Annotated in this window: 17 protein-coding genes; 6 read left to right on the forward strand and 11 right to left on the reverse strand. The window is 73.7% G+C overall.

Annotated elements, in window-relative coordinates; translation table 11 throughout:
- Positions 1-50: 50 nt before the first annotated feature.
- Positions 51-887 carry a CoA transferase gene (locus L6241_RS15200; RefSeq protein ID WP_251720846.1) on the forward strand — a complete coding sequence of 279 codons (837 nt, stop codon included), beginning with the start codon at positions 51-53 and terminating at the stop codon, positions 885-887.
- On the opposite strand, the gene L6241_RS15205 is transcribed toward L6241_RS15200, so the two are convergent.
- The 9 genes from L6241_RS15205 to L6241_RS15245 form a co-directional block, all read right to left on the reverse strand.
- Positions 884-1,924, reverse strand: a complete 1,041-nt coding sequence (locus L6241_RS15205) for a glutathione synthetase (protein WP_251720845.1) — start codon at positions 1,922-1,924, stop codon at positions 884-886. The genes L6241_RS15200 and L6241_RS15205 overlap by 4 nt on opposite strands.
- Entirely contained in the window at positions 1,921-3,153 is a 1,233-nt protein-coding gene (locus L6241_RS15210; RefSeq protein WP_368246941.1) for a flavohemoglobin expression-modulating QEGLA motif protein, read from the reverse strand. Before L6241_RS15210 ends, L6241_RS15205 begins: the two co-directional genes overlap by 4 nt.
- Positions 3,150-3,983 (reverse strand): N-formylglutamate amidohydrolase, encoded by an 834-nt coding sequence (locus L6241_RS15215; RefSeq protein WP_251720843.1) that lies wholly within the window; start codon positions 3,981-3,983, stop codon positions 3,150-3,152. The genes L6241_RS15210 and L6241_RS15215 overlap by 4 nt, the downstream gene beginning before the upstream one ends.
- Positions 3,984-4,054: 71 nt before the next feature.
- Complete coding sequence (locus tag L6241_RS15220) at positions 4,055-5,041, reverse strand: alpha/beta hydrolase (protein ID WP_368246957.1); 987 nt, start codon at positions 5,039-5,041, stop codon at positions 4,055-4,057.
- A gap of 2 nt (positions 5,042-5,043) precedes the next feature.
- The gene (locus tag L6241_RS15225) at positions 5,044-6,063 is read right to left on the reverse strand and encodes a 1-acyl-sn-glycerol-3-phosphate acyltransferase (RefSeq protein ID WP_368246942.1); all 1,020 of its coding nucleotides are present in this window, start codon (positions 6,061-6,063) and stop codon (positions 5,044-5,046) included.
- A complete protein-coding gene (locus tag L6241_RS15230; protein ID WP_368246943.1) occupies positions 6,060-6,878 on the reverse strand; it encodes a patatin-like phospholipase family protein in 819 nt (272 codons plus the stop codon). The genes L6241_RS15225 and L6241_RS15230 overlap by 4 nt, the downstream gene beginning before the upstream one ends.
- A complete protein-coding gene (locus tag L6241_RS15235) occupies positions 6,875-7,906 on the reverse strand; it encodes a transglutaminase N-terminal domain-containing protein (RefSeq protein WP_368246944.1) in 1,032 nt (343 codons plus the stop codon). The genes L6241_RS15230 and L6241_RS15235 overlap by 4 nt, the downstream gene beginning before the upstream one ends.
- Positions 7,903-10,509, reverse strand: coding sequence for a circularly permuted type 2 ATP-grasp protein (locus tag L6241_RS15240; RefSeq protein ID WP_368246945.1), 2,607 nt, complete (start codon positions 10,507-10,509; stop codon positions 7,903-7,905). The genes L6241_RS15235 and L6241_RS15240 overlap by 4 nt, the downstream gene beginning before the upstream one ends.
- Positions 10,510-10,715: 206 nt before the next feature.
- Complete coding sequence (locus tag L6241_RS15245; protein ID WP_368246946.1) at positions 10,716-11,402, reverse strand: DUF4352 domain-containing protein; 687 nt, start codon at positions 11,400-11,402, stop codon at positions 10,716-10,718.
- A 137-nt stretch (positions 11,403-11,539) separates the two neighbouring features.
- Between L6241_RS15245 and L6241_RS15250 the strand changes: the two genes are divergently transcribed.
- The 5 genes from L6241_RS15250 (at position 11,540) to L6241_RS15270 (ending at position 17,180) form a co-directional block, all read left to right on the forward strand.
- Positions 11,540-12,799 (forward strand): sensor histidine kinase, encoded by a 1,260-nt coding sequence (locus tag L6241_RS15250; RefSeq protein ID WP_368246947.1) that lies wholly within the window; start codon positions 11,540-11,542, stop codon positions 12,797-12,799.
- A complete protein-coding gene (locus L6241_RS15255; RefSeq protein WP_229300177.1) occupies positions 12,796-13,464 on the forward strand; it encodes a response regulator transcription factor in 669 nt (222 codons plus the stop codon). Before L6241_RS15250 ends, L6241_RS15255 begins: the two co-directional genes overlap by 4 nt.
- A 112-nt stretch (positions 13,465-13,576) precedes the next feature.
- Complete coding sequence (locus L6241_RS15260) at positions 13,577-14,197, forward strand: helix-turn-helix domain-containing protein (RefSeq protein ID WP_368246948.1); 621 nt, start codon at positions 13,577-13,579, stop codon at positions 14,195-14,197.
- Positions 14,194-15,495, forward strand: coding sequence for an MFS transporter (locus L6241_RS15265; protein WP_123092615.1), 1,302 nt, complete (start codon positions 14,194-14,196; stop codon positions 15,493-15,495). The genes L6241_RS15260 and L6241_RS15265 overlap by 4 nt, the downstream gene beginning before the upstream one ends.
- A gap of 206 nt (positions 15,496-15,701) precedes the next feature.
- On the forward strand, positions 15,702-17,180 hold the full coding sequence (locus L6241_RS15270; protein WP_368246949.1) for a DEAD/DEAH box helicase: 1,479 nt from the start codon (positions 15,702-15,704) through the stop codon (positions 17,178-17,180).
- A gap of 163 nt (positions 17,181-17,343) precedes the next feature.
- Here the strand turns inward: L6241_RS15270 and L6241_RS15275 are convergent, their stop codons facing one another.
- Positions 17,344-18,111, reverse strand: a complete 768-nt coding sequence (locus tag L6241_RS15275; protein WP_368246950.1) for an isocitrate lyase/phosphoenolpyruvate mutase family protein — start codon at positions 18,109-18,111, stop codon at positions 17,344-17,346.
- Between the two features lie 82 nt (positions 18,112-18,193).
- Positions 18,194-19,057, reverse strand: a complete 864-nt coding sequence (locus L6241_RS15280) for an SDR family oxidoreductase (protein WP_368246951.1) — start codon at positions 19,055-19,057, stop codon at positions 18,194-18,196.
- Positions 19,058-19,264 lie beyond the last annotated feature (207 nt).

The following is a 19,264-nucleotide window of genomic DNA, read 5'->3' on the forward strand; positions in this document are numbered from 1 at the left end:
TCTTCGACCGGACCTGCGCCGGACGGCGGGGGATCGGCGACGATGAGGCCATGACCGCTGCCCACCGCCCGCTCGACGGCGTCCGTGTCGTCTCCCTCGCCGTCAACCTCCCCGGCCCGCTCGCCGCTGCCCGGCTGACCTCGATGGGCGCCGCGGTGACGAAGGTCGAGCCCCCGACGGGTGACCCCCTCGCCCTCGTCGCCCCCACCTGGTACACCGAGCTCGTCGGTGGCCAGGAGGTCGTCCGGCTCGACCTCAAGGACCCTGCTGACCGGGCGGCCCTCGAGGACCGGCTCGCCGGTGTCGACGTCCTGCTCACCTCGATGCGCCCCTCGGCGCTGGAGCGGCTCGGCCTGCCCAAGAGCGTCGAGCGTCACGGCCTGCTCCTCGTCGAGGTCGTCGGCTACGACGGGGACCGCGCCGAGGAGGCCGGGCACGACCTCACCTACCAGGCCTCGCGCGGCATGGTCGCGCCGCCCACGATGCCCCTCGTGCCGATGGTCGACGTGCTGGGCTCCGAGCGCGCCGTGTCGGCGACGCTCGCCGGGCTGCGGGTGCGGGAGAGCCTCGGCGCGGCCGTGCACGAGCGGGTCGTGCTCGACGAGGTCGCCGACGATGCCGCCGCCTCGCTGCGCCACGGGCTCACCGGCCCGGGCGCCGTCCTCGGCGGCGCGCTGCCGGGGTACGCGATCTACGCGACCTCGGACGGGTACGTCGCGGTAGGGGCGATCGAGCCCCACTTCGCGGCCCGTCTCGCCGAGCACGTCGGCTCGACGAGGTCGGAGCTCGAGACGGCCTTCGCGTCGCGGCCGAGCGCCCACTGGGAGCAGCTCGGCCGCGAGCACGACGTGCCGGTCGTCGTCGTGCGCGACCCGGGCTCGGCCTAGAGCGTCGCGAGCCGCACGTTCGGGATGTCGCTGTAGTGCCGGCGCACGCTCACCTTGCGCTCGAGGTCCTCGATGACCCGCGGCACGAAGTCGATGCCGTAGAGCTGCTCGCACGAGCCGAAGCCGCCGGGGCTGAAGACGTTGACCTCCATGAGCTTGTCGCCGACGATGTCGAGCCCGACGAGCGTCATGCCGTCGGCGATGAGCTTGGGCCGCACGGCCTCGACCATCTCGAGCATGTCGTCGGTGATCTTCACCTTCTGCGCCTTGCCGCCGGTCGACATGTTCGAGCGCAGGTCGTCGCTCTGGCTCACCCGGCGGAAGGCCGCGACCTGGCCGTCGACCTCGAGCGGACGGCCGTTCATGACGAACATGCGGATGTCGCCGTCCTTGGCCTCGGGCAGGTACTCCTGGGTGACGACGTAGCCGTCGCGCGAGATCGCCTCGATGATCTGGCTGAGGTTCGGCGACTCCTTGCTGTTGACGAGGAAGACCCCGCTGCCGCCGGAGCCCTGCAGCGGCTTGAGCACCGCCCGCCCCCCGAGGTCGGCGACGAACTGCTCGATCATCTCCTCGTCGCGGCAGATGAGGGTGCGCGGCCGCACGATCTCGGGGAAGTGCTGGAAGTAGGCCTTGCTCAGCGCGTTGGCCAGCGACGTCGGGTCGTTGACGACGAGCACGCCGGCGGCGGCGAAGAGCTGCCCGAAGGCGACGCCCGCGTTGCCGGCCCACGGGTTCTCCTCCGCGTCGTCGGCGGGGTCGAAGCGCAGCATGACGACGTCGAACTCGTCGACCCGCAGGCGCTGCTCGACGTCGGGCTTCTGCACGTCGGCGAGGTAGCGCTCGAGCGACTTGTAGGTCTTCGAGGACGCGGTGCGCGCCCGCGCGGACAGCGAGCCGTCCGCCTCGTAGGCGAAGTCCCCGATCCCCATGTGGTACGCCTCGTGGCCCATCCGGTGGGCGGTCATCGCGAGCCGGGTCGTCGTGTAGACGGACTTCTCGGTCGCGACGTCGTTGACGACGAAGCCGATCTTCATGGGGTCTCCTTCGACGGGGGGTCGGTCGGGTCCGCGGGCGGGGGTGAGCCCGCGGGCGTGCAGATGGCGGCGACGTCGTCGGCCTGGCCGGCGGCGTCGGTCAGACGGTCCGCGGCGGCGGGGTCGGCGAGCCACCGCGGCATGATGCGCGGCGGCCCGAGGACGCCGTCCTCGGCCAGTGAGCGCACGAGCGGCAGGTCGTCGAGCGAGAACTTGCCGAGCCACAGGTGGTCGAGCGAGCCGCCGTCGCGCAGGTGCGCGAGCAGGTCGACGAGACCGCGCAGGTAGATCGCGTCCTTCGTCAGCCCGCCGCAGCGGTAGGCACGCATCGTCGTCGTGAAGGCGCTGGCCTCAGGGAAGCCCTCGTCGACGAGCCCGCGCCAGGCGTCGACGAAGCTCGCGCCGCTGCTCATCCGGTGCACGGTGACGACGCGGGCGGCGAGCTGGCGCAGCCGAAAGGGGGTGAGCCCGCCGCAGCCGATCTCGGCGAGCACGGCGAGGCCCTCCTGGGTCTCGTCGTAGCCGGCGAGCCCGGTGCCGAGGACCTGGACCGGCTGGGCCGAGCCGTTGACCTGGGTGACGAGGTGCGTGCCCACCTCGTGCTGGATGAGCGCGTCGGCGCGGGCGCGCTGCACCGCCGAGTCCGGGTCGACGAGCAGGGTGTTGCCGCTCACCATGATGCCGTTGACCTCGTCGCGGATCTCGGCGTGCATGTCGACCTCGGGGTCGATCTGCGCGTAGTGGTCGATCTCGGCCTGGGCGAGCTCGAGGAACTCCTGCGCGGTGAGGGACTCCCCCTTCGCCTCGGGCCGCGGGACCGCCTCGAGGACGTGCTCGGCCTGGGCACGAAGGGAGGGCGAGGCCGACCCGTAGAGCTCGGTGCTCAGGGCGCGGAAGTCCTCGCTGTCACGAGCCCGCAGCATGTCGAGCTGCAGCGCGAGCTCCCGCTGCTTGGCCCGCAGCAGGGTCGCGAGGGTCGGGTCCTCGACGGAGGAGACGACGACGTTGTCGACGACCTGGCGCAGCACCTCGGGGTCGGCCTCGAGCTCGCGGTAGACGAAGACCGGGTCGTGCACGCGACCGGCGACGAAGTCGGCCTTGATCTCGTCGGAGTTCACCGGGGTGATGTCGAGCAGGAAGCGCATCGAGCCCGACATCTGCGCCAGGGCGTGGTCGACGGCGAGGTCGGCGACCGAGACCCGGCGCAGCGCGGGCGCGTCCTCGCTCACAGCTCGGTGCCCCGCCCGGTGATCCGGTCGAGCGCGGCGAGCACCGGCTCGTAGGTGTCGGCGAGCGCCGCGGCGATCCGGCTCACGGCCTCGTCGTCGGGCCGGCCGCTCCACTCGTCCATGTAGGTCTTCTTCATCTCGATGGCCAGGACGATGCCGGTGTCGGGGTAGCGCGAGTGGACCCACTGGGCCAGGCCGCGACCGACGAACTTGACGTTCTCGCGCACGTCGCGCTGCTCGCGCGGGCCGTGGATGGTCGTCCACGACGTCGAGAAGGAGTCGATGAAGGCGTCGACGACCCGCCCCCAGCGCTCGCGGTCCAGCGAGCCGGTCCCGACGTTGACCTCGGGGTTGTCGTCGGGGTCAGCCGGCGGTGCGCCGGAGCCGTCACGGCGGTGGTTGTAGGAGTGCACGTCGTAGACGACGAAGGGGCCGCGGGCGGAGATCTCGTCGAGGTGGGTGGCCAGGGTGGAGTAGAAGTCGTCGTAGACCTCGAGCGAGCGCTGTGCGATCGCGTCGTCGAGCGGGTGCTCGCGCCAGACCTCGAGGCCCCAGCAGTCGTCCGGCTCGCGGTAGACGGCCTCCTCGCGCACGCGGTTGAGGTCGACCTCGAAGCGGGAGCGGTGGGCGACGACCCGCGCCGGCAGGTGGGCGATGAAGCGGTCCGTGCACGGGTCCTCCTCGCGCAGACGCACCGCCTCGTCGAGGACCATCTCCTGCGCGACCTCGGGCCGCAGGTCGTGACCGGCGTGGACCGCCGTCGCGACGAGCTGACCACCGAGGTCACCGAGGACGCTGAAGGCGGGCGTGTGCTCTGCCTGATCCGTCATGCCCCTGGTCTACCGGACATGGCCCGCTCAGCCCGCGTCGTCGTCCAGGCAATCCGGGTCGGTCCGAGGCGTCAGTCGCGAAGGCGCAGGACCCGCCGCCCGAAGGCTGCCGTCTCGGCGAGGCACTCGCGGGCCTCGGGCGAGGCGGTGTCGTTCTGGAAGGCGTGCCACATGCCCTCCCACAGCGCGAGCTCGACGTCGCCGCCGCTCGCGCGCAGGCTGCGCTGCAGGCGCACCGCGTCGGAGAGGAAGAGGTCCCGCGTGCCGGACGTGAGCAGCGTCGGCGGCACGGGCGGCTCGCCCCACACCTGGTGCACCGGCGAGACGAAGGGGTCGTCGGCGCCGGTCCGCCCGCGGTAGGCGCGCGCGAAGCGCTCCTGCTGGCCCGACCACCGCACGTAGGCGTCGCGCCCCTCGTTGCCGGTGTAGGAGTCGCCGTGACCGGCGAGATCGGCGAAGGGGGTCGCGGCGAGCACCCCGACCGGTTGCGGGCTGCCGGCGGCGCGCAGCCGGGCGAGGACGCCGAGGGCGAGGTTGGCCCCGGCGGACAGCCCGGCGAGCAGGACCCGCGGGCCCCACTGCGCGACGTGGGCCTCGTAGGCGGCGACGCACGCGTCGAGCCCGGCGGGGAAGGGGTGCTCCGGGGCGAGCGGGTACTCGACGGAGACGATGGGCACCTCGAGGTCGTGCGCGAGCTGCACGGCCGAGCCGTCGAGCGCCGAGCCCCAGCAGAAGCCGCCGCCGTGGACCCAGAACACCCACGGCTCGTCCTCGCCGGCGTCCCGGGCCCGCTCCGGGACGGCCGGGGTCATGACGAGCGAGCGGACCGTGGAGCCCCCGCTCGTCACGGCGACCTGCGAGGCGGTGACGTCGACCCCGAGCCGACGCGCGATCGCCGTCACCGCCTCCTGGCGCTCGCGGGCGCCGCGGCGGCGCAGCACGGCGGTGACGCGCGGGGTGAGCGGCCACCGGTGCGGGGTGCTGTCGGCGCGGTGCGCCACCTCGGCGGCCTCCGGCGAGATCGTCATCGGCAGCGGCAGGTCCCGGCGGCGCAGCATGCTCACGATCCTCGCAGCCCGGGCCGGCGGTGGCCCTCCACCCAGGCGTCGACCTCGGTCCAGCGCTCGTCGAGCCAGGTGGCGACCTCGTCGGGGTCGCGCGGCACGTCGCCCGCCGGGTAGGTCGTCGTGCGCACGACGAGACCCTCGGTGGGGCCGAAGGGGATTCCCCGCCAGATGTCGCCCGGCGAGTCGAAGAGCTCGAGCCCGGTGTGCGCGACGACGACGACGTCCGCGTCGGGTCGGGCCTCGAGGATGGCCTGCACCCCGCGCTGGCGGGGCGGGAGCACCCAGCGCCAGCGGGCCGCCTGCTCGGCGCGCTCGTGCTCGCCCTCGGCGCGCAGCGCCTCGACCCCGGCCTGCTGGCGGTGCATCGTCCAGTTGCGTCCCTCGGGGAAGATGAGCAGGGCGTCCCGGGGGGCCAGGCCGCGGGCGAGGTCGGCCACCCCCTTCGTCCGGTCGTCGCCGGCCCCGGAGCGCGACGGCACGAAGTACGCGCGCAGCCGGCGCAGGACGAGCGCCAGGCCCGGGTCCCACAGCAGGCCCGCGGCGAGGACGACACGGGGCACCCGGCGGGCCTTCGCCGCGATGATCCACGCGAGGGCGAGGGAGTCGGCGGGGCCGGCGTGCCGCGAGAGGACCACCGCCGGGCGGGTGGGGTCGCCGAGGTCGATCTCGCCGTCGGCGACGACGTGGAAGGAGACGACGCGCTGCGCGGTGCGGAAGAAGTTCTCCAGCGCGTGCGCGACGAGCTGCTCGTGGTGGGCGATCCAGTCCTCGCCCCGGTCGACGGGAGAGCGCACCCGCAGCCACATGCACTGCACGAGGATGCTCACGTCCTCCCACATGAAGTACACGGCGAGGAAGACGACGCGCGCCAGACGCATGCGACGGTCGAGCGGCCACAGCAGCACGCCGAGGGCGATGAGCGGCAGCGCGGCCACCGTGACGAGGACGGCGAGCGGCGGGTAGACGAAGCGCAGGACGACCTGCACCCAGTACGGCGGGGGACCGATCTTCATGCGTGCAGGGCGAGGTGGTCGGCCGTCGCCTCGTAGGCGGCGGTGATGCGGTCGGACACCCGCTCGCCACGTCCGACGCTCAGGGTCGCCAGGGCGGGGGAGCGCTCGACCCCGCTGGGCAGCACGTGCAGCTCGACGTCCTCGGGGACCGTTGCGATCTCCTCGACGAAGCGGTGCCGGCGGGCGATCTCGAAGGCGACCATCCCGACGTCCCACGGGGTCGCCGGCACGCTGAGGGGCTGCTCGACCCGGCCGACGTGAAGCACGAAGATCCGGTCCGCGCCGAGCTCGAGCGCCCGGCCGACGGGGATCGAGTGGACGAGGCCGCCGTCGAGGTAGTGCAGCCCGCCGATCTCGACCGGCGCGAAGAGCCCGGGCACCGCGCAGCTGGCGGCGACCGCGGGGGCGATCTCGCCGGAGGTGAACCAGTGCGAGCGGGCCGACTCGATCTCGGCGGCGACGCACTGGAAGGGCACGGGCAGGTCCTCGATGAGCTCGGTCTCGAGGTACTGCGTGACGAGGCGCGGGATCGTGCCCGGCGACATGACGTGGGTGCCGCTGCGGGCCAGGCGAGCGGCCTGGCGCACGGGCGACTCGCGCAGCGCGCCCGAGCGCACGACGTCGACCCACAGCTCCTCGAGCCGGGCGACGGTCGCGCTGCTGGGGTCGGCGGCGACGAAGGCGCCGTTGATCGAGCCGATGCTCGACCCGACGACGAGATCGGGGGTGATGCCGTGCTCGAGCAGGGCGCGCAGCATGCCGACCTCGGTCGCGCCGAGCACGCCGCCACCTCCGAGGACGAAGGCGGTGGTCATCGGGCCTCCTGGGGACGGGGCGGACGGGGGTGGACGCGGGGGTCGGGGCGGTCCTGACGGATGACGTCGACGGCGACGTCGAGCGTGCTGCCGCGGCCCTCGGTGAAGATCACGCCCTTGAGCGGCGAGACGTCGCGGAAGTCGCGGCCCCACCCGGTGACGACGTACCGGCTGTCGGCGAAGTGGTCGTTCGTCGGGTCGAGGTCGACCCAGCCGCCGTCGGGGGTCATCGCCGAGACCCACGCGTGGGTGGCGTCCGAGCCGGCGAGCTTGGTCTTGCCCGGCGGGGGCATCGTCTCGATGTAGCCCGAGACGTACCGCGCGGGGATGCCGACGACCCGCAGGCAGCCGACGGCGAGGTGGGCGAAGTCCTGGCACACCCCTTCGCGCTGGGCGAGGAGCTCGGGCAGGGTCGTCTTGACGCTCGTCGTCCCCTTCGCGTACCGGAAGTCGCGGTAGATCTGCGAGTACAGCGCGACGAGGGCCTGGCCGAGCGGCCGGTCGGCGGGCAGGACGGCGCGGGCGTACGTCTCGACCTCGTCGGTGAGGTCGACGAGCTGGCTGGGCAGGACGTACTGGGTCGCCTCGACGAGGTCGAGGGTCGGGGGCGAAGGGGGATCCCCCACCCCCTCCTCGGTCGTGTGCTCCCGGATCCCGCCCGCGGCGATGATCTCGGCCGCCTCGCCGACGCTCCACCCGTCGAGCCGGGCGAGGTCCGGGGCGGGCCACTCGACCTCGACGACCGAGCGCTTGAGCACCGACAGCGTCGTGTGGGGGGTGCGCACCTCGTAGAAGTGGCTGAGGTTGCCGAAGTGGTCGACGTGCTCGGAGAGGACGTGGGGCTCGGGGGTGATCTCGACGGTGTGCTCGAGGACGCGCTGGTGCGCGGTCTCGCGCGGGGCGAGCATGGCCCGGCCGAAGGAGTCGGTGACGTACTCGGCGTACCGGTACTCCGTGCGGTGGGTCACCTCGTAGGGCCGGCGCGAGTGGTGCTCGGGGTCCGGCACGGGGTGGGGGACGGTGCTCACCAGGCCACCCCGTCGGTCCACGAGACGGTCTGGACGGTGTGCTGCGTGGCCTTGCGCACGAAGTAGCGCTCGACGACGCGGTCGTGCTCGGCGCGCAGCGCCGCGTCGAGGCGGTCGAGCTCGGAGACGAGTCCCGCCCGGTCGTCGCGCATGAGCTGGGGCAGGTCGAGACCGGCGATGTGCTCGGCGAGGGCTCGGGTGGCCTCGACGACGGCGTCGTCGCCGACGAGGTCGAGGGCCTCGGTGAGCCGCTCGACCTGGAAGACGACGGAGCGCGGGTTGATGCGGTCGCGCAGGAGCAGGTCGAGCGCGGACTCGGTCACCGACAGCGGCCCCAGCCCGGCGGCGAGGCGGCGGCGGTAGGTGATGACGGACTCGGCGGCGGTGAGGGCGGACTCGCTGACCGCGCCCTCGACGAGCGGGGTGCGCACGACGGCGAGGGTGCGGCGCAGCAGACGGACCGTCTGCTGGGCGCGCTCCATCCGCTTGCCGGCCTCGGTGAAGGCCCAGGCCGGGTCGCGCACGGTGGACTCGACGGAGATCCCGGAGAGCGCGAGGAAGGCCTCGATGCTCTCCATGAGGATCTCCTGCAGGTCGTCCTCGGGCCGGACGTGCGCGAGCGTGTGCTCGAGGCGGCTCATGACGAGCCAGGTGTCCTGCGAGAGCTGCTCGCGCACGGCCTGGGCGGCGACGACCGCGCGCCGCGCGCTGCAGCTCACCGAGCCCGACAGGCGGGGGTCGAGGACGAGGTCGCGCAGGTGGGGCAGGGGGTCGACGAGGCGCTCGTCGCTGCCCGCGCCGACGAAGCCGGGGCGGGTCGAGGTGATCTCGGTGACCGCCCGGAGCACGGCGACCATCGCCGCGTGACCGGTCGTGCCGGGACGCTGGGCGTGGTCGTCGACGAGGTTGTCGGCGACCCGCAGCACGCGGGCCGCGCACTCGGCGCGCTCGGCGTAGCGGCCGAGCCAGTAGAGGTCGGAGGCGACGCGCGGCGCCGGGGCGACGAAGGCCTCGGCGTGGTCGACGGCCGGGCTGGGCACGAGCTCGGGCAGCACCCCGTCGTCGCGGGTGACGGAGGGGATGTCGCCGGCGAGCACCCACACGTCCTTGCTCGGCGCGCCGCGGCCCGAGGAGACGTCGGCGGAGTCGCGCTCGACGCTCAGCCGGCCCAGGCCGCCGGGCATGACGAGGTAGTCCTCGTCGTCGGCGACGGCGAAGGTCCGCAGCACGACGTTGCGCGGGTCGAGCCCCTGCGGCGTGACGACCGGCGCGCTCGACATCGACACCGGGTCCTGCGCGGTCCAGCGCCAGGGCTCGTCCTCGATGCGCGCGGCGAGGGCCTCGCGCTGGGCCTGGTCGAGGTCCCACCCGCGGATCGCGTCGCTGCCGGCGAAGCGGTGGATGGGGCGGATGACGAGGCTCGAGAGATGGGCGAGCACGTGCTGGCGGTGCGTGTCCTCGCCGGCCCACCAGGTGCGCGGCGAGTGCAGGATCTGCTCCTCGCCGAGGACCCGTCGGCACACCGTCGGCAGGTAGGGGATGAGCGCGGGGTTCTCGAGCAGGCCCGCGCTCAGCGGGTTGACGACGGAGACGTTGCCGAGCCGGGCGGCCTCGACCATGCCGGGCAGGCCGAGCCGGGACTCGGGGCGCAGCTCGAGCTGGTCGCACCAGTCCGCGTCGACGCGGCGGATGACGACGTCGACCGGGGCCAGCCCGCTCGTCGTGCGCATCCAGATCCGGCCGTCGCGCGAGACGAGGTCCTCGGACTCGACGAGGGGGAAGCCGAGGAGCATGGCCTGGAAGGCCTGGTCGAAGGCGGTCTCGGACAGGGTGCCCGGGCTGAGGATGACGACGCGGGGGCTGTCCTGCGTGCGCGGCGCCACCTGGCGGACCGCGCGCTGGACGCCGTAGAAGAAGCCGCGCAGCCGCGACAGGTCGCTCGCCCGGTGCAGGTCGGGCATGACGCGGGCGACGATGCGTCGGTTCGCCATCGCGTACCCGGCGCCGCTCGGGGCCTGCGCGCGGTCGGCGAAGACGCGCCATGTGCCCTCGCGGTCCCGGGCGAGGTCGGTCGCCGGCAGCACGAGCTGGTGGGCCCCGGGCAGCGTGATGCCCTCGGCCTGCGGCAGCCAGCCCCCGTGCCCGTAGACCACCTGGCCGGGGATCGTGCCGTCCCGCACGAGCCGCTGCTCGCCGGTGAGGTCGGTGAGCACGGCGTCGAGCAGATGGGCACGCTGGCGCACGCCACGCTCGAGCTGGGCCCACTCCTCGGTGCCGATGACGAGCGGCAGCGGGTCGACCGTCCACGGGGCCCCGGTCTGCGGCGTCCCCGACGGTGGTGGTGCGGCTCCCTGCTCCTGGCCCCGGGTGCCGTAGGTGATGCCGTCGTCGGCGACGAAGCGCTCGGTCTCGCGCTGCCGGGCGAGCAGGCCGGGCAGCCCGAGCCGCTCGATCGTCGCGACGAGCGCGTCGGTGTGGGGTCGGGTGCCGTCGACCGTGAGGGTCTCGTCGACGCCGTCGAGATGCTCCTCGACCCGCCGACGGTAGGCGTCGAGGACCTGGGTGCCGTCGGCCGTGGGGCCAGGATCGGCGACGGCGGTCATGCGGCGACCTTACGCGGACGGCGCGGTGAGGTGACGCTCAGCGGTGGGGACCCCCCTTCGGCACCCGGACGTCGAGCCAGACGAGGCGGTGGTCGCAGGTAGGAAGGGGTAGGCACCTTCGCCCGGGGACTCGAGCCCGACGACCCTCGAGGACCACGTGGCGCCCCCCGTCCCCCCGGTGGGACGCCACGTGGCCGGCTTCGGGGTCAGCGCAGGGAGACCGTCACGCCGTCCGAGAACATCGAGTCGTGCAGCTCGATCGAGGCGGGCGTCGCGCCCTTGGGCATGTCGAAGACCATCGTCCCGGTGGCGGTGTTGCCCGGGTTGACGTCGGTGAGCCACACGTCGGAGTTGCCCTCGACCGAGATCGCGGCCGAGCTGTTGGCCTCGAAGGTGCGCCCCTGGGTGTCGATGATCTTCTGCTCGGAGTCGAACATCGTCTGGGCCTCCTCGCCGATGTTCGTCACCGAGATCTCGACGAGGACGAACTGGCCCTGCGCCTTCTCCTGGAGGAAGTCGTCGCCGACCGAGGCGACACCGGGCTTGACGCTCTTGACGACGAACTCGAACTTCCCGTCCCGGGCGGCGTCGCCGATGCCGGGGCCGGAGGCCTTCGTCGCCGCGGCCTTCTTCTTCGACCCCTTCGTCGGGGTCGTCGAGCGGCCGTCGGTCGGTCGTGAGGTGCTCGACCCCGCCTCGGTGGTCGGGGAGGTCGACGAGCCGCCCTCGGCGAGGACCGCGGCGCCGCCGCCGCAGCAGGCGAGCAGGAGGGCGCCGCTGGCGAGGACGACGGTCAGGCCCTTGTGGCGCGAGACCCAGCCGCGCTGCGGCGGCGGGGCCGGGGCGTAGGTCGGCTGCCACTGCGGCTGCGAGGGGTCGTGGGGCTGGGTCATGGGGTGCCTCCTGGCGGTCCGGTGTGATGGCCTCATCGGATCGCGAAGGGGGAGCCCGCCACCTCCGCCGAGCGGCTCGACCGGGGTCCGCCGATCGGGGGAGGGCGGCTGTCGCCGGGACGCCCTACTCTCACGCCATGACCGTCGCCGCCGCCCCGGACCGCCGCGCTCGCGCGTGGTGGTCGGCGTCGGCGCGCTCGGCAGCAGCTCTTGCCGGTTGGTGGCTGCTGGGGATCCTCACGCTGGCGATGGCCCTCCTCACCACTGACGCACGTCGTGCGCCCGGTCTCCCGGCGACGCACGACACTCCAGCGACCCCGCTGGGCATGCTGAGCTTCTTCGTCGGTCTGGCGCTGCTCGTGCTCCTCGTGTGGCGCGTGCGACTGGCACTGCCGCTGGCGGTGGGAGGGTCGCTCTTCGCGGCAATCGCCCCCTTCGACCCGTTGGTGGCGCTCGTCGCCGGTCTGCATGTCGTGCGTCGTCAGCGGACCGCGGTGGCGGTGCCCGTGGCGGTCCTCGTCACCGTCTGCACCGTCGTGGTCACATGGCGTGACCTGCAGGGCCGAAACAGCTACGAGTCGGCCTGGCGTGGGCTCGTCGTCGACACGACGACCGCCGAGGCCGCGGTGGACCGAGGTGCGGCGCCGTGGTGGGTCCCGGTGACGATCGGTCTCGTCGTGAGCGCGGTCTTCCTCGGGGCCGGTGCCGTGCGCCGGGTGCTCGAGCGCAGCGCGGGCGAGGTGACGCATCAGCGTGCCGTCGCCGCGCACCTCGGCGACCGGCTCGCCGCGCAGGACGAGCGCGAGCGGATCGCCCGCGAGGTCCACGACGTCATCGGCCACCGGCTCTCCGTCGTGTCCCTGCACGCGGCCGCCCTCGAGGCCCACGCGCCCGACGGCGAGCTCGGGCGCTCGGCGAGCCTCGTGCGCGAGGCTGCCGGCCGCACCGCGGAGGACCTGCGCTCGCTCGTGTCCGTGCTGCGCGACGGCACATCCGACATCACCTCGCAGGTGCCGGGCATCACCGACGTGGAGGGACTCGTCGACGACGCCGTCGCGCACGGCATGACCGTCGTCGCGACGATCAGCCTGCACGACGGCGATCACCTCGACGTGCAGACCAGCCAGACCTCCTACCGCGTCGTGCAGGAGATGCTCACCAACGCCCGGCGGCACGCCCCGACCCACGGGGTGCGTCTCGTCGTGCGGGCCCGCAGCGCCGACGGCGTGCTGCTCGAGGCGGCCAACCACGTCCCGCAGGGGCGCGAGGTGCACCCCGGCGCCGGGCTCACCGGCATGCGCGAGCGGGTCGAGCTGCTGGGCGGCGAGCTGCGGCTGCTCGTCGAGGAGGACGTCCTGCGCGTCGTCGTGCACCTGCCGTGGCGGTGGCAGTCATGACGGTGCCGGTCAGCCCGGTCCGGGTGCTCCTGTGCGACGACGACCCCCTCGTGCGCTCCGGCCTGCGCCTCATCCTCGCCGCAGCCCCCGACATCGACGTCGTCGCCGAGGCGGGGTCGGGCGAGGAGGCCGTCGAGCTGTCCCTGGCGCACTACCCCGACGTCGTCCTCATGGACCTGCGGATGCCGGGCATCGGCGGCATCGAGGCGACCCGGCGCCTGCGCGCCCTCGCCCGGCCCCCTCGGGTGCTCGTCCTGACCACCTTCGACGTCGACGAGGTGCCGGTGCGCGCGCTCGTCGCCGGGGCCGACGGCTTCCTGCTCAAGACCGCGTCCGAGCAGATCGCCGGCGCCATCCGCGCCGTCGCATCGGGCGACGGCGCCTTCTCGCCCGAGACCTCGCGGCGGCTCACAGCCCACATCCGGGCCGGCGGCGCACCGCGCCAGGCCGAGGCCCGCCGGCTCGTCGCCGAGCTGAGCCCGCGAGAGCGCGAGGTCGTCCGTCTCGTCGGCGACGGCCGCTCCAACCCCGAGATCGCGCGGGCGCTCTTCATCGGCGAGGCGACGGTCAAGACCCACCTCGCCGCCGCGCAGGTCAAGCTCGGCGTCACCGGGCGGACCCAGGTCGCCGTGCTCGCGGAGCGGGCGGGTCTGCTCCCGCCCTGATGCCCGAATCCGCCGACCGCTCTGCCGACGTGGTGGCTGGCGGAGGGCTGGCTTGCAGCACGACTGCAAAGATCTGTTTGCAGAGATATCTGTGTAGTTGTACGGTCCTCGTGTGCCCAGCTCGACGACGCCCGACCCGACCCAGCTCAAGGCCCTGACCCACCCCCTTCGCCTGCGGCTCCTCGCCCTGCTGCGCTCGGACGGCCCGGCGACCGCGACCAGCCTCGCGACCCGGCTGGGCATCAACACCGGCGCGACGAGCTATCACCTGCGCCAGCTCGCCGAGCACGGCTTCATCGCCGAGGACGAGCAGCGGGGGAGCGGGCGCGACCGCTGGTGGCGGGCCGCGGCGGCGTGGACGAGCGTGCAGGAGAGCCCCGAGGCCGACGAGGCCGAGCGCGACACCCACGACGCCTTCTGGCAGGCCGCGCTCACCCAGCAGGTCCGGGTCCTGCAGGACGCGATCGCCGCGCGGTCGGCGCTGTCGCCGCAGTGGCGGCAGCTGACGACGAGCAGCGACGTCGCCGTCTGGGCGACGCCGGAGCAGGCGCAGGAGGTCTCGCGGCGCGTGCACGAGTTCTTCGAGCACCTCGCGACCCTCCCGCTCGTCGGCGACGAGCGCCCCCCGGGCACCCGTCCGCTCGGCGTCCAGGTGCACAGCTACGTCGTGCCCGACCACGACCACCCCGCGCCGGAGGACGTCGAGCCCGACGGGGAGCAGGACCTGCGATGAGCCCCACCCGCGTCTACTACGTGCTGACCTTCACCCGGTGGTTCCCCACCGGCTTCGTCGTCGGGCTCTTCGTCCTCTGGGCGCTCGACCTCGGTCTCGGCACGGCGCAGGCGATGAGCGCGCTGGCGGCCATCGGGCTCGTCGTCGCCCTCCTCGAGCTGCCGACGAGCGGCTTCACCGACGTCTTCGGGCGTCGCCCCGTCTATGTCGCCGCCGCGGTCGTGCAGATCGCCGCCGCCGCGGCCTACCTCACGGCGAGCTCGTGGGGCACCTACCTCCTTGCCGGCGCCCTCATGGGCGTCTTCCGCGCGCTGGAGTCGGGCCCGCTCGAGGCGTGGTTCGTCGACGCCGTCCACGAGCGCACGCCCGGTGCCGACGTCGACCAGCCGCTCGCCCGTGCGGGCTCGATCATCGGCGCGAGCATGGCGGCGAGCTCGCTGCTGTCCGGCGGCCTCGTCGCGTGGCACCCGATGGAGGGCCGGTCCGCGCTCGAGCTGCCGATGGCGCTCTTCGCGGTCCTCACCGTCGGGCACCTCGTCGCCGTCCTCGCCCTCATGCGCGAGGTCCCGCACCTGCACACCGACGCCGCCACCCCGGATCTGGCCGAGGCCGTCGAGCAGACCTCCGCCGGGCCGCTCGGTCGGGCCCTGGCCTCGGCGAAGGCCGCCCCGGCCGTCGTCGTCAGCGGTCTGCGCCTCGTCGCGACGAGCGCGGTGCTGCGCGGTCTCGTCCTCGCGAGCGGTCTCACCTCGGTCGTCATGGTGGTGCAGGAGACCTTCATGCCGATCCGGCTCGCGGAGCTCGTCGGCGGCCTCGACACGGCAGGCGCGCTCATGGGCCCGGTCGCGGCCGTCGGGTGGGGTGCCTTCTCGCTGGGTGCCGTCGCTGCGGGGCGGGTCTCGCGCCGCATCGGCGTCGCCCGCACGGCGCTGCTCGGCCGGGCTGCCCACTGCGTCGGCGCTCTCGTCATGGGCGTCGTCCTCGGACCGGTCGCCCTCGTCGCCGCCTACCTGCTCACCTACGGCGTCTTCGGCAGCGGCGTCATGCACCGTGCCCTGCTGCACCGCGAGGCGAGCGCCAGCAACCGGGCGACCGTCCTGTCGATCGACTCGATGGTCTCCTTCTTCGCCTTCGCCGTCGTCTCCCCGTCGCTGGGGCTGCTCGCCGAGCGCACCTCGACCCAGGCCGCGGTCGTCACCGCTGCCCTCGTCGGGCTCGTCGCCCTCGTCGGCTACCTGCCCGCCCTCCGGGCGGAGCGCGTCCGGGGCGATTCGTCACCGGCCGCTGCGGCCGCATAGACTGGTCGCAACGGCCCGCCCAGTTCTGCTGCGGACCACCGCACCTGATCGCTCATCTGACGCCGATCGGTGCCGGCACCACGACGGTGCCCCGGAGAGACCTCCTGGACCTGCCTCGCAGGGCCGACGTCTGTTCGCCGATGCGCCGCGGCACCCTGCCGCGCCGGGCAGGACGACCACCACCACAGATGTGGAGCACCACCCGTATGACTCAGCCTGCACAGGCCCAGGGCTTCGCCGACCTCGGCGTGCCCACCCCCTTCGTCACCGTCCTCGCCGACCGCGGGATCACGGTGCCGACCCCCATCCAGGCCGCGACGCTGCCCGACTCGCTCGCGGGTCGCGACGTCCTCGGCCGTGGCCGGACCGGCTCCGGCAAGACCTTCGCCTTCCTCCTGCCGCTCGTCACCCGGCTCACCGAGGAGCCGCGCCGCCCGGCCTCGCGCCGCCCCCGCGCGCTGATCCTCGCCCCCACCCGTGAGCTCGTCTCGCAGATCGAGGAGTCCTTCCTCGACCTGACGAAGGGGACGAAGCTCACCAGCCGCACCGTCTTCGGCGGCGTCGGCCAGGGCCCGCAGGTCGAGGCCATGCGTCGCGGCGTCGACGTCGTCATCGCCTGCCCCGGCCGTCTCGAGGACCTCATGGGCCAGGGCCACGTCATCCTCGACGACATCGAGGTGACGATCCTCGACGAGGCCGACCACATGGCCGACCTCGGCTTCCTGCCCGGCGTGAAGCGGATCCTCGACAAGACCCCCCGCGACGGCCAGCGCATGCTCTTCAGCGCCACCCTCGACGCGGGCGTCGACGTCCTCGTCAAGCGCTACCTCCAGCAGCCGGTGACCCACGAGGCCGACTCGGCGCAGTCGCCGGTCCTCACGATGGAGCACCACGTGCTCGCCGTGAGCCCCGACACCCACCTGCCCGTGCTCGTCGACCTCGTCGCCGCGCCCGGCCGCACGGTCGTCTTCACCCGCACCAAGCACCGTGCGAAGAAGATCGCCCGTCAGCTCAACGCCGAGGGCGTGCCCGCGGTCGAGCTCCACGGCAACCTCAGCCAGGGCGCCCGCACGCGGACGATGACGGCCTTCCACTCCGGCACGGCGAGCACCCTCGTCGCGACCGACATCGCCGCCCGCGGCATCCACGTCGACGACGTCTCGCTCGTCGTGCACGCCGACCCGCCGGTCGAGCACAAGGCGTACCTGCACCGCTCGGGCCGCACCGCCCGCGCCGGCAGCAAGGGCACCGTCATCACGCTCATGACCCCCGACCAGCGCCGTGACGTCCGCGACCTGATGCGCAAGGCTGGCATCACCGCGACGACCCACCAGGTCTCCGCCGGGCACCCCGTCCTGTCCGAGCTCGCCCCCGGCGAGCGCAGCTACCCCGGCGGCTTCGTCGCCGAGGTGCCCGCCTCAGGCGGCGCGAAGGGGGGCCGCTCCGGTGGTCGCTCCACGGGCGCGGCCTCGGGCGGTGGCCGCTCCGGCGGTCGTCCCGCGGGCGGTCGCTCCGGTGGTGGCCGCGGTGGCCAGGGCTCGGGTCGCTCCGGTGGTCAGGGCTCGGGTCGCTCCGGCGGTCAGGGCGGCGGCCGGTCCGGCGGCAGCCGTGGCCCCCGCTCGGCGTCCTCCGCCGGTGGCAGCGTCACCCGATTCTCGACGAGCACCCGCGCCGGCAGCCGCTGACGCACCCGCTCACGACGAAGGCCCCCGCACCGGACCGGTGCGGGGGCCTTCGTGCACCCCCCTTCGCCCCCAGGCCCTCGGGTGAGCGCGAATCGCCGCTACGCCATCGACGTAGCGGCGATTCGCGCTCACCGGCTGGTCAGGGAGCCGGGGCGAAGGGGGGTCAGGGCGCCCAGGGTCGCAGCAGCTGCGCCATCGGGTCGCCGAGCGCCATCTGGAGCAGCGGGCCGAAGGTGATGCGCTGCACGCCGGCGGCCTTGAGCTCCTCGAAGGAGCCCGACATCGACCCGTCGACAGGGTGGGCCGTGACGTTGAGCGGGGTGCTCAAGGCGTCGAGCATCGCGCGCAGGGCAGCGGCGTCGGGCAGGCGCACGGGGTAGAGACTGCGCGCCCCGGCCTGCTCGCAGGCCTGCATGCGGGTGATCGCCTCGGCGAGCGGGTCGGCGAACTTCTCGGTGCCGTGCACGAGAGCGTCGGTGCGCGCGTTGATGACGAGCTCGACCCCGGCGGCGTCGGCAGCCTGGCGCAGCGCGCCGATGTAGTCCGCGTGCTCCGCGACCTCGCGGACCCGTCCCCCTTCGCCGTGCACCGTGTCCTCGACGTTGATGCCGACGGCGCCCGCCTCGAGGACCCGTTCGACGAGCTCTGCCGCGGGGGTGCCGTACCCGGACTCGACGTCGGCGGTCACGGGCAGGTCGACGCTCGCGCAGATCCGCGAGATGCCGTCGAGCGCGTCGTCGAGGGTCATGCCCTCCCCGTCCTGCTGCCCACGGCTGTCGGCGAGCGGGTGGCTGCCGATGCTCAGCCCGAGGAAGCCGGCGTCAGCGGCCGCACGGGCGCTCCACGCGTCCCACACGGTCGGCAGGACGAGGGTCTCGCCCGTGTGGTGGAGTCGGAGCAGCTCGCTGGCCTTGGTCTGGATGTCGCTCATGCCACGACGATGGCAGACCGGACGGGCGAAGGGGGCGGGCCGCCGCCCCCTTCGTCCAGGGTCGCCCACCCGTCGGCCGGTCCTAGAAGATCGGCTTGCCGCCGGTGACGCCGAGGACCGTGCCTGAGACGTAGGACGCCTCGTCGGAGGCGAGGAAGACGTAGGCCGCGGCGACCTCGACGGGATGACCGGCACGGCCCAGCGGGGTGTCGGCGCCGAAGCCCTCGACCTTGTCCGCAGCCATCGTCGCAGGGATGAGCGGGGTCCAGATGGGCCCGGGCGCGACGGCGTTGACGCGGGTGCCGGCGGGGCCCAGCTCGGCGGCGAGGTTGACGACGAGGTTGTTGAGGGCAGCCTTCGTCGCCGCGTAGTCGAGCAGGTGGCTCGAGGGCTCCATCGCCTGGATCGACGTCGTGACGATGACCGACCCGCCGCCGAGCTCTTCGGCGAGCTCGCGCACGAGCCAGAAGGGTCCGAAGACGTTGGTCTCGAAGGTGCGCACCACCTGGTCCGCGGGGAAGTCCGCCAGCTCGTCGTGGGTCATCTGGTACGCGGCGTTGCACACGAGCACGTCGACGCCCCCGAGCTGCTCGACGGCGTCGCGGGCGACCTGCACGTTGGCCTCGTGCGTGCGCAGGTCGGCGGGCAGCAAGACGCAGCGGCGCCCCTCGGCCTCGACGAGCGCCTTCGTCTGCTCGGCGTCGGCCTGCTCCTGGGGCAGGTGCGCGACGGCGACGTCGGCGCCCTCCTTGGCGAAGGTCACGGCGACCGCCCGGCCGATCCCGGAGTCGCCCCCGGTGATCAGGGCGCGGCGCCCGGTGAGGCGCTCGCGGCCGGTCCACGTGCTCTCGCCGTGGTCGGCCGGCGGGTCGAGCTCGGCCGTGGTGCCCGGCCAGTCCTGGGTCTGCGGGGGGATGGCGGACAGGTCTGCTCGATCGGGGATCATCGACCCTGTCTACCGGCGCGGCCCGGGGCGGGTCGTCACCCGAGGGGGTGCGATCCCCCGCTGGGCCCTCCCCGCGCGGCTAGCTGTACTCAGCCGGGAGGTTGGTGACACTCCGGGTTGGTGGTTGACGTCAGGGAGGACCCCCGGGTGCGGTGGGTGATGTCTAAGTCGCCTACCGACCGGAGGTCCTCATGTCCCACGGTAATG

The sequence above is a fragment of the Janibacter sp. Y6 genome, from assembly GCF_040900765.1.
In the GTDB taxonomy this organism is placed as follows: Bacteria; Actinomycetota; Actinomycetes; order Actinomycetales; family Dermatophilaceae; genus Marihabitans; species Marihabitans melonis.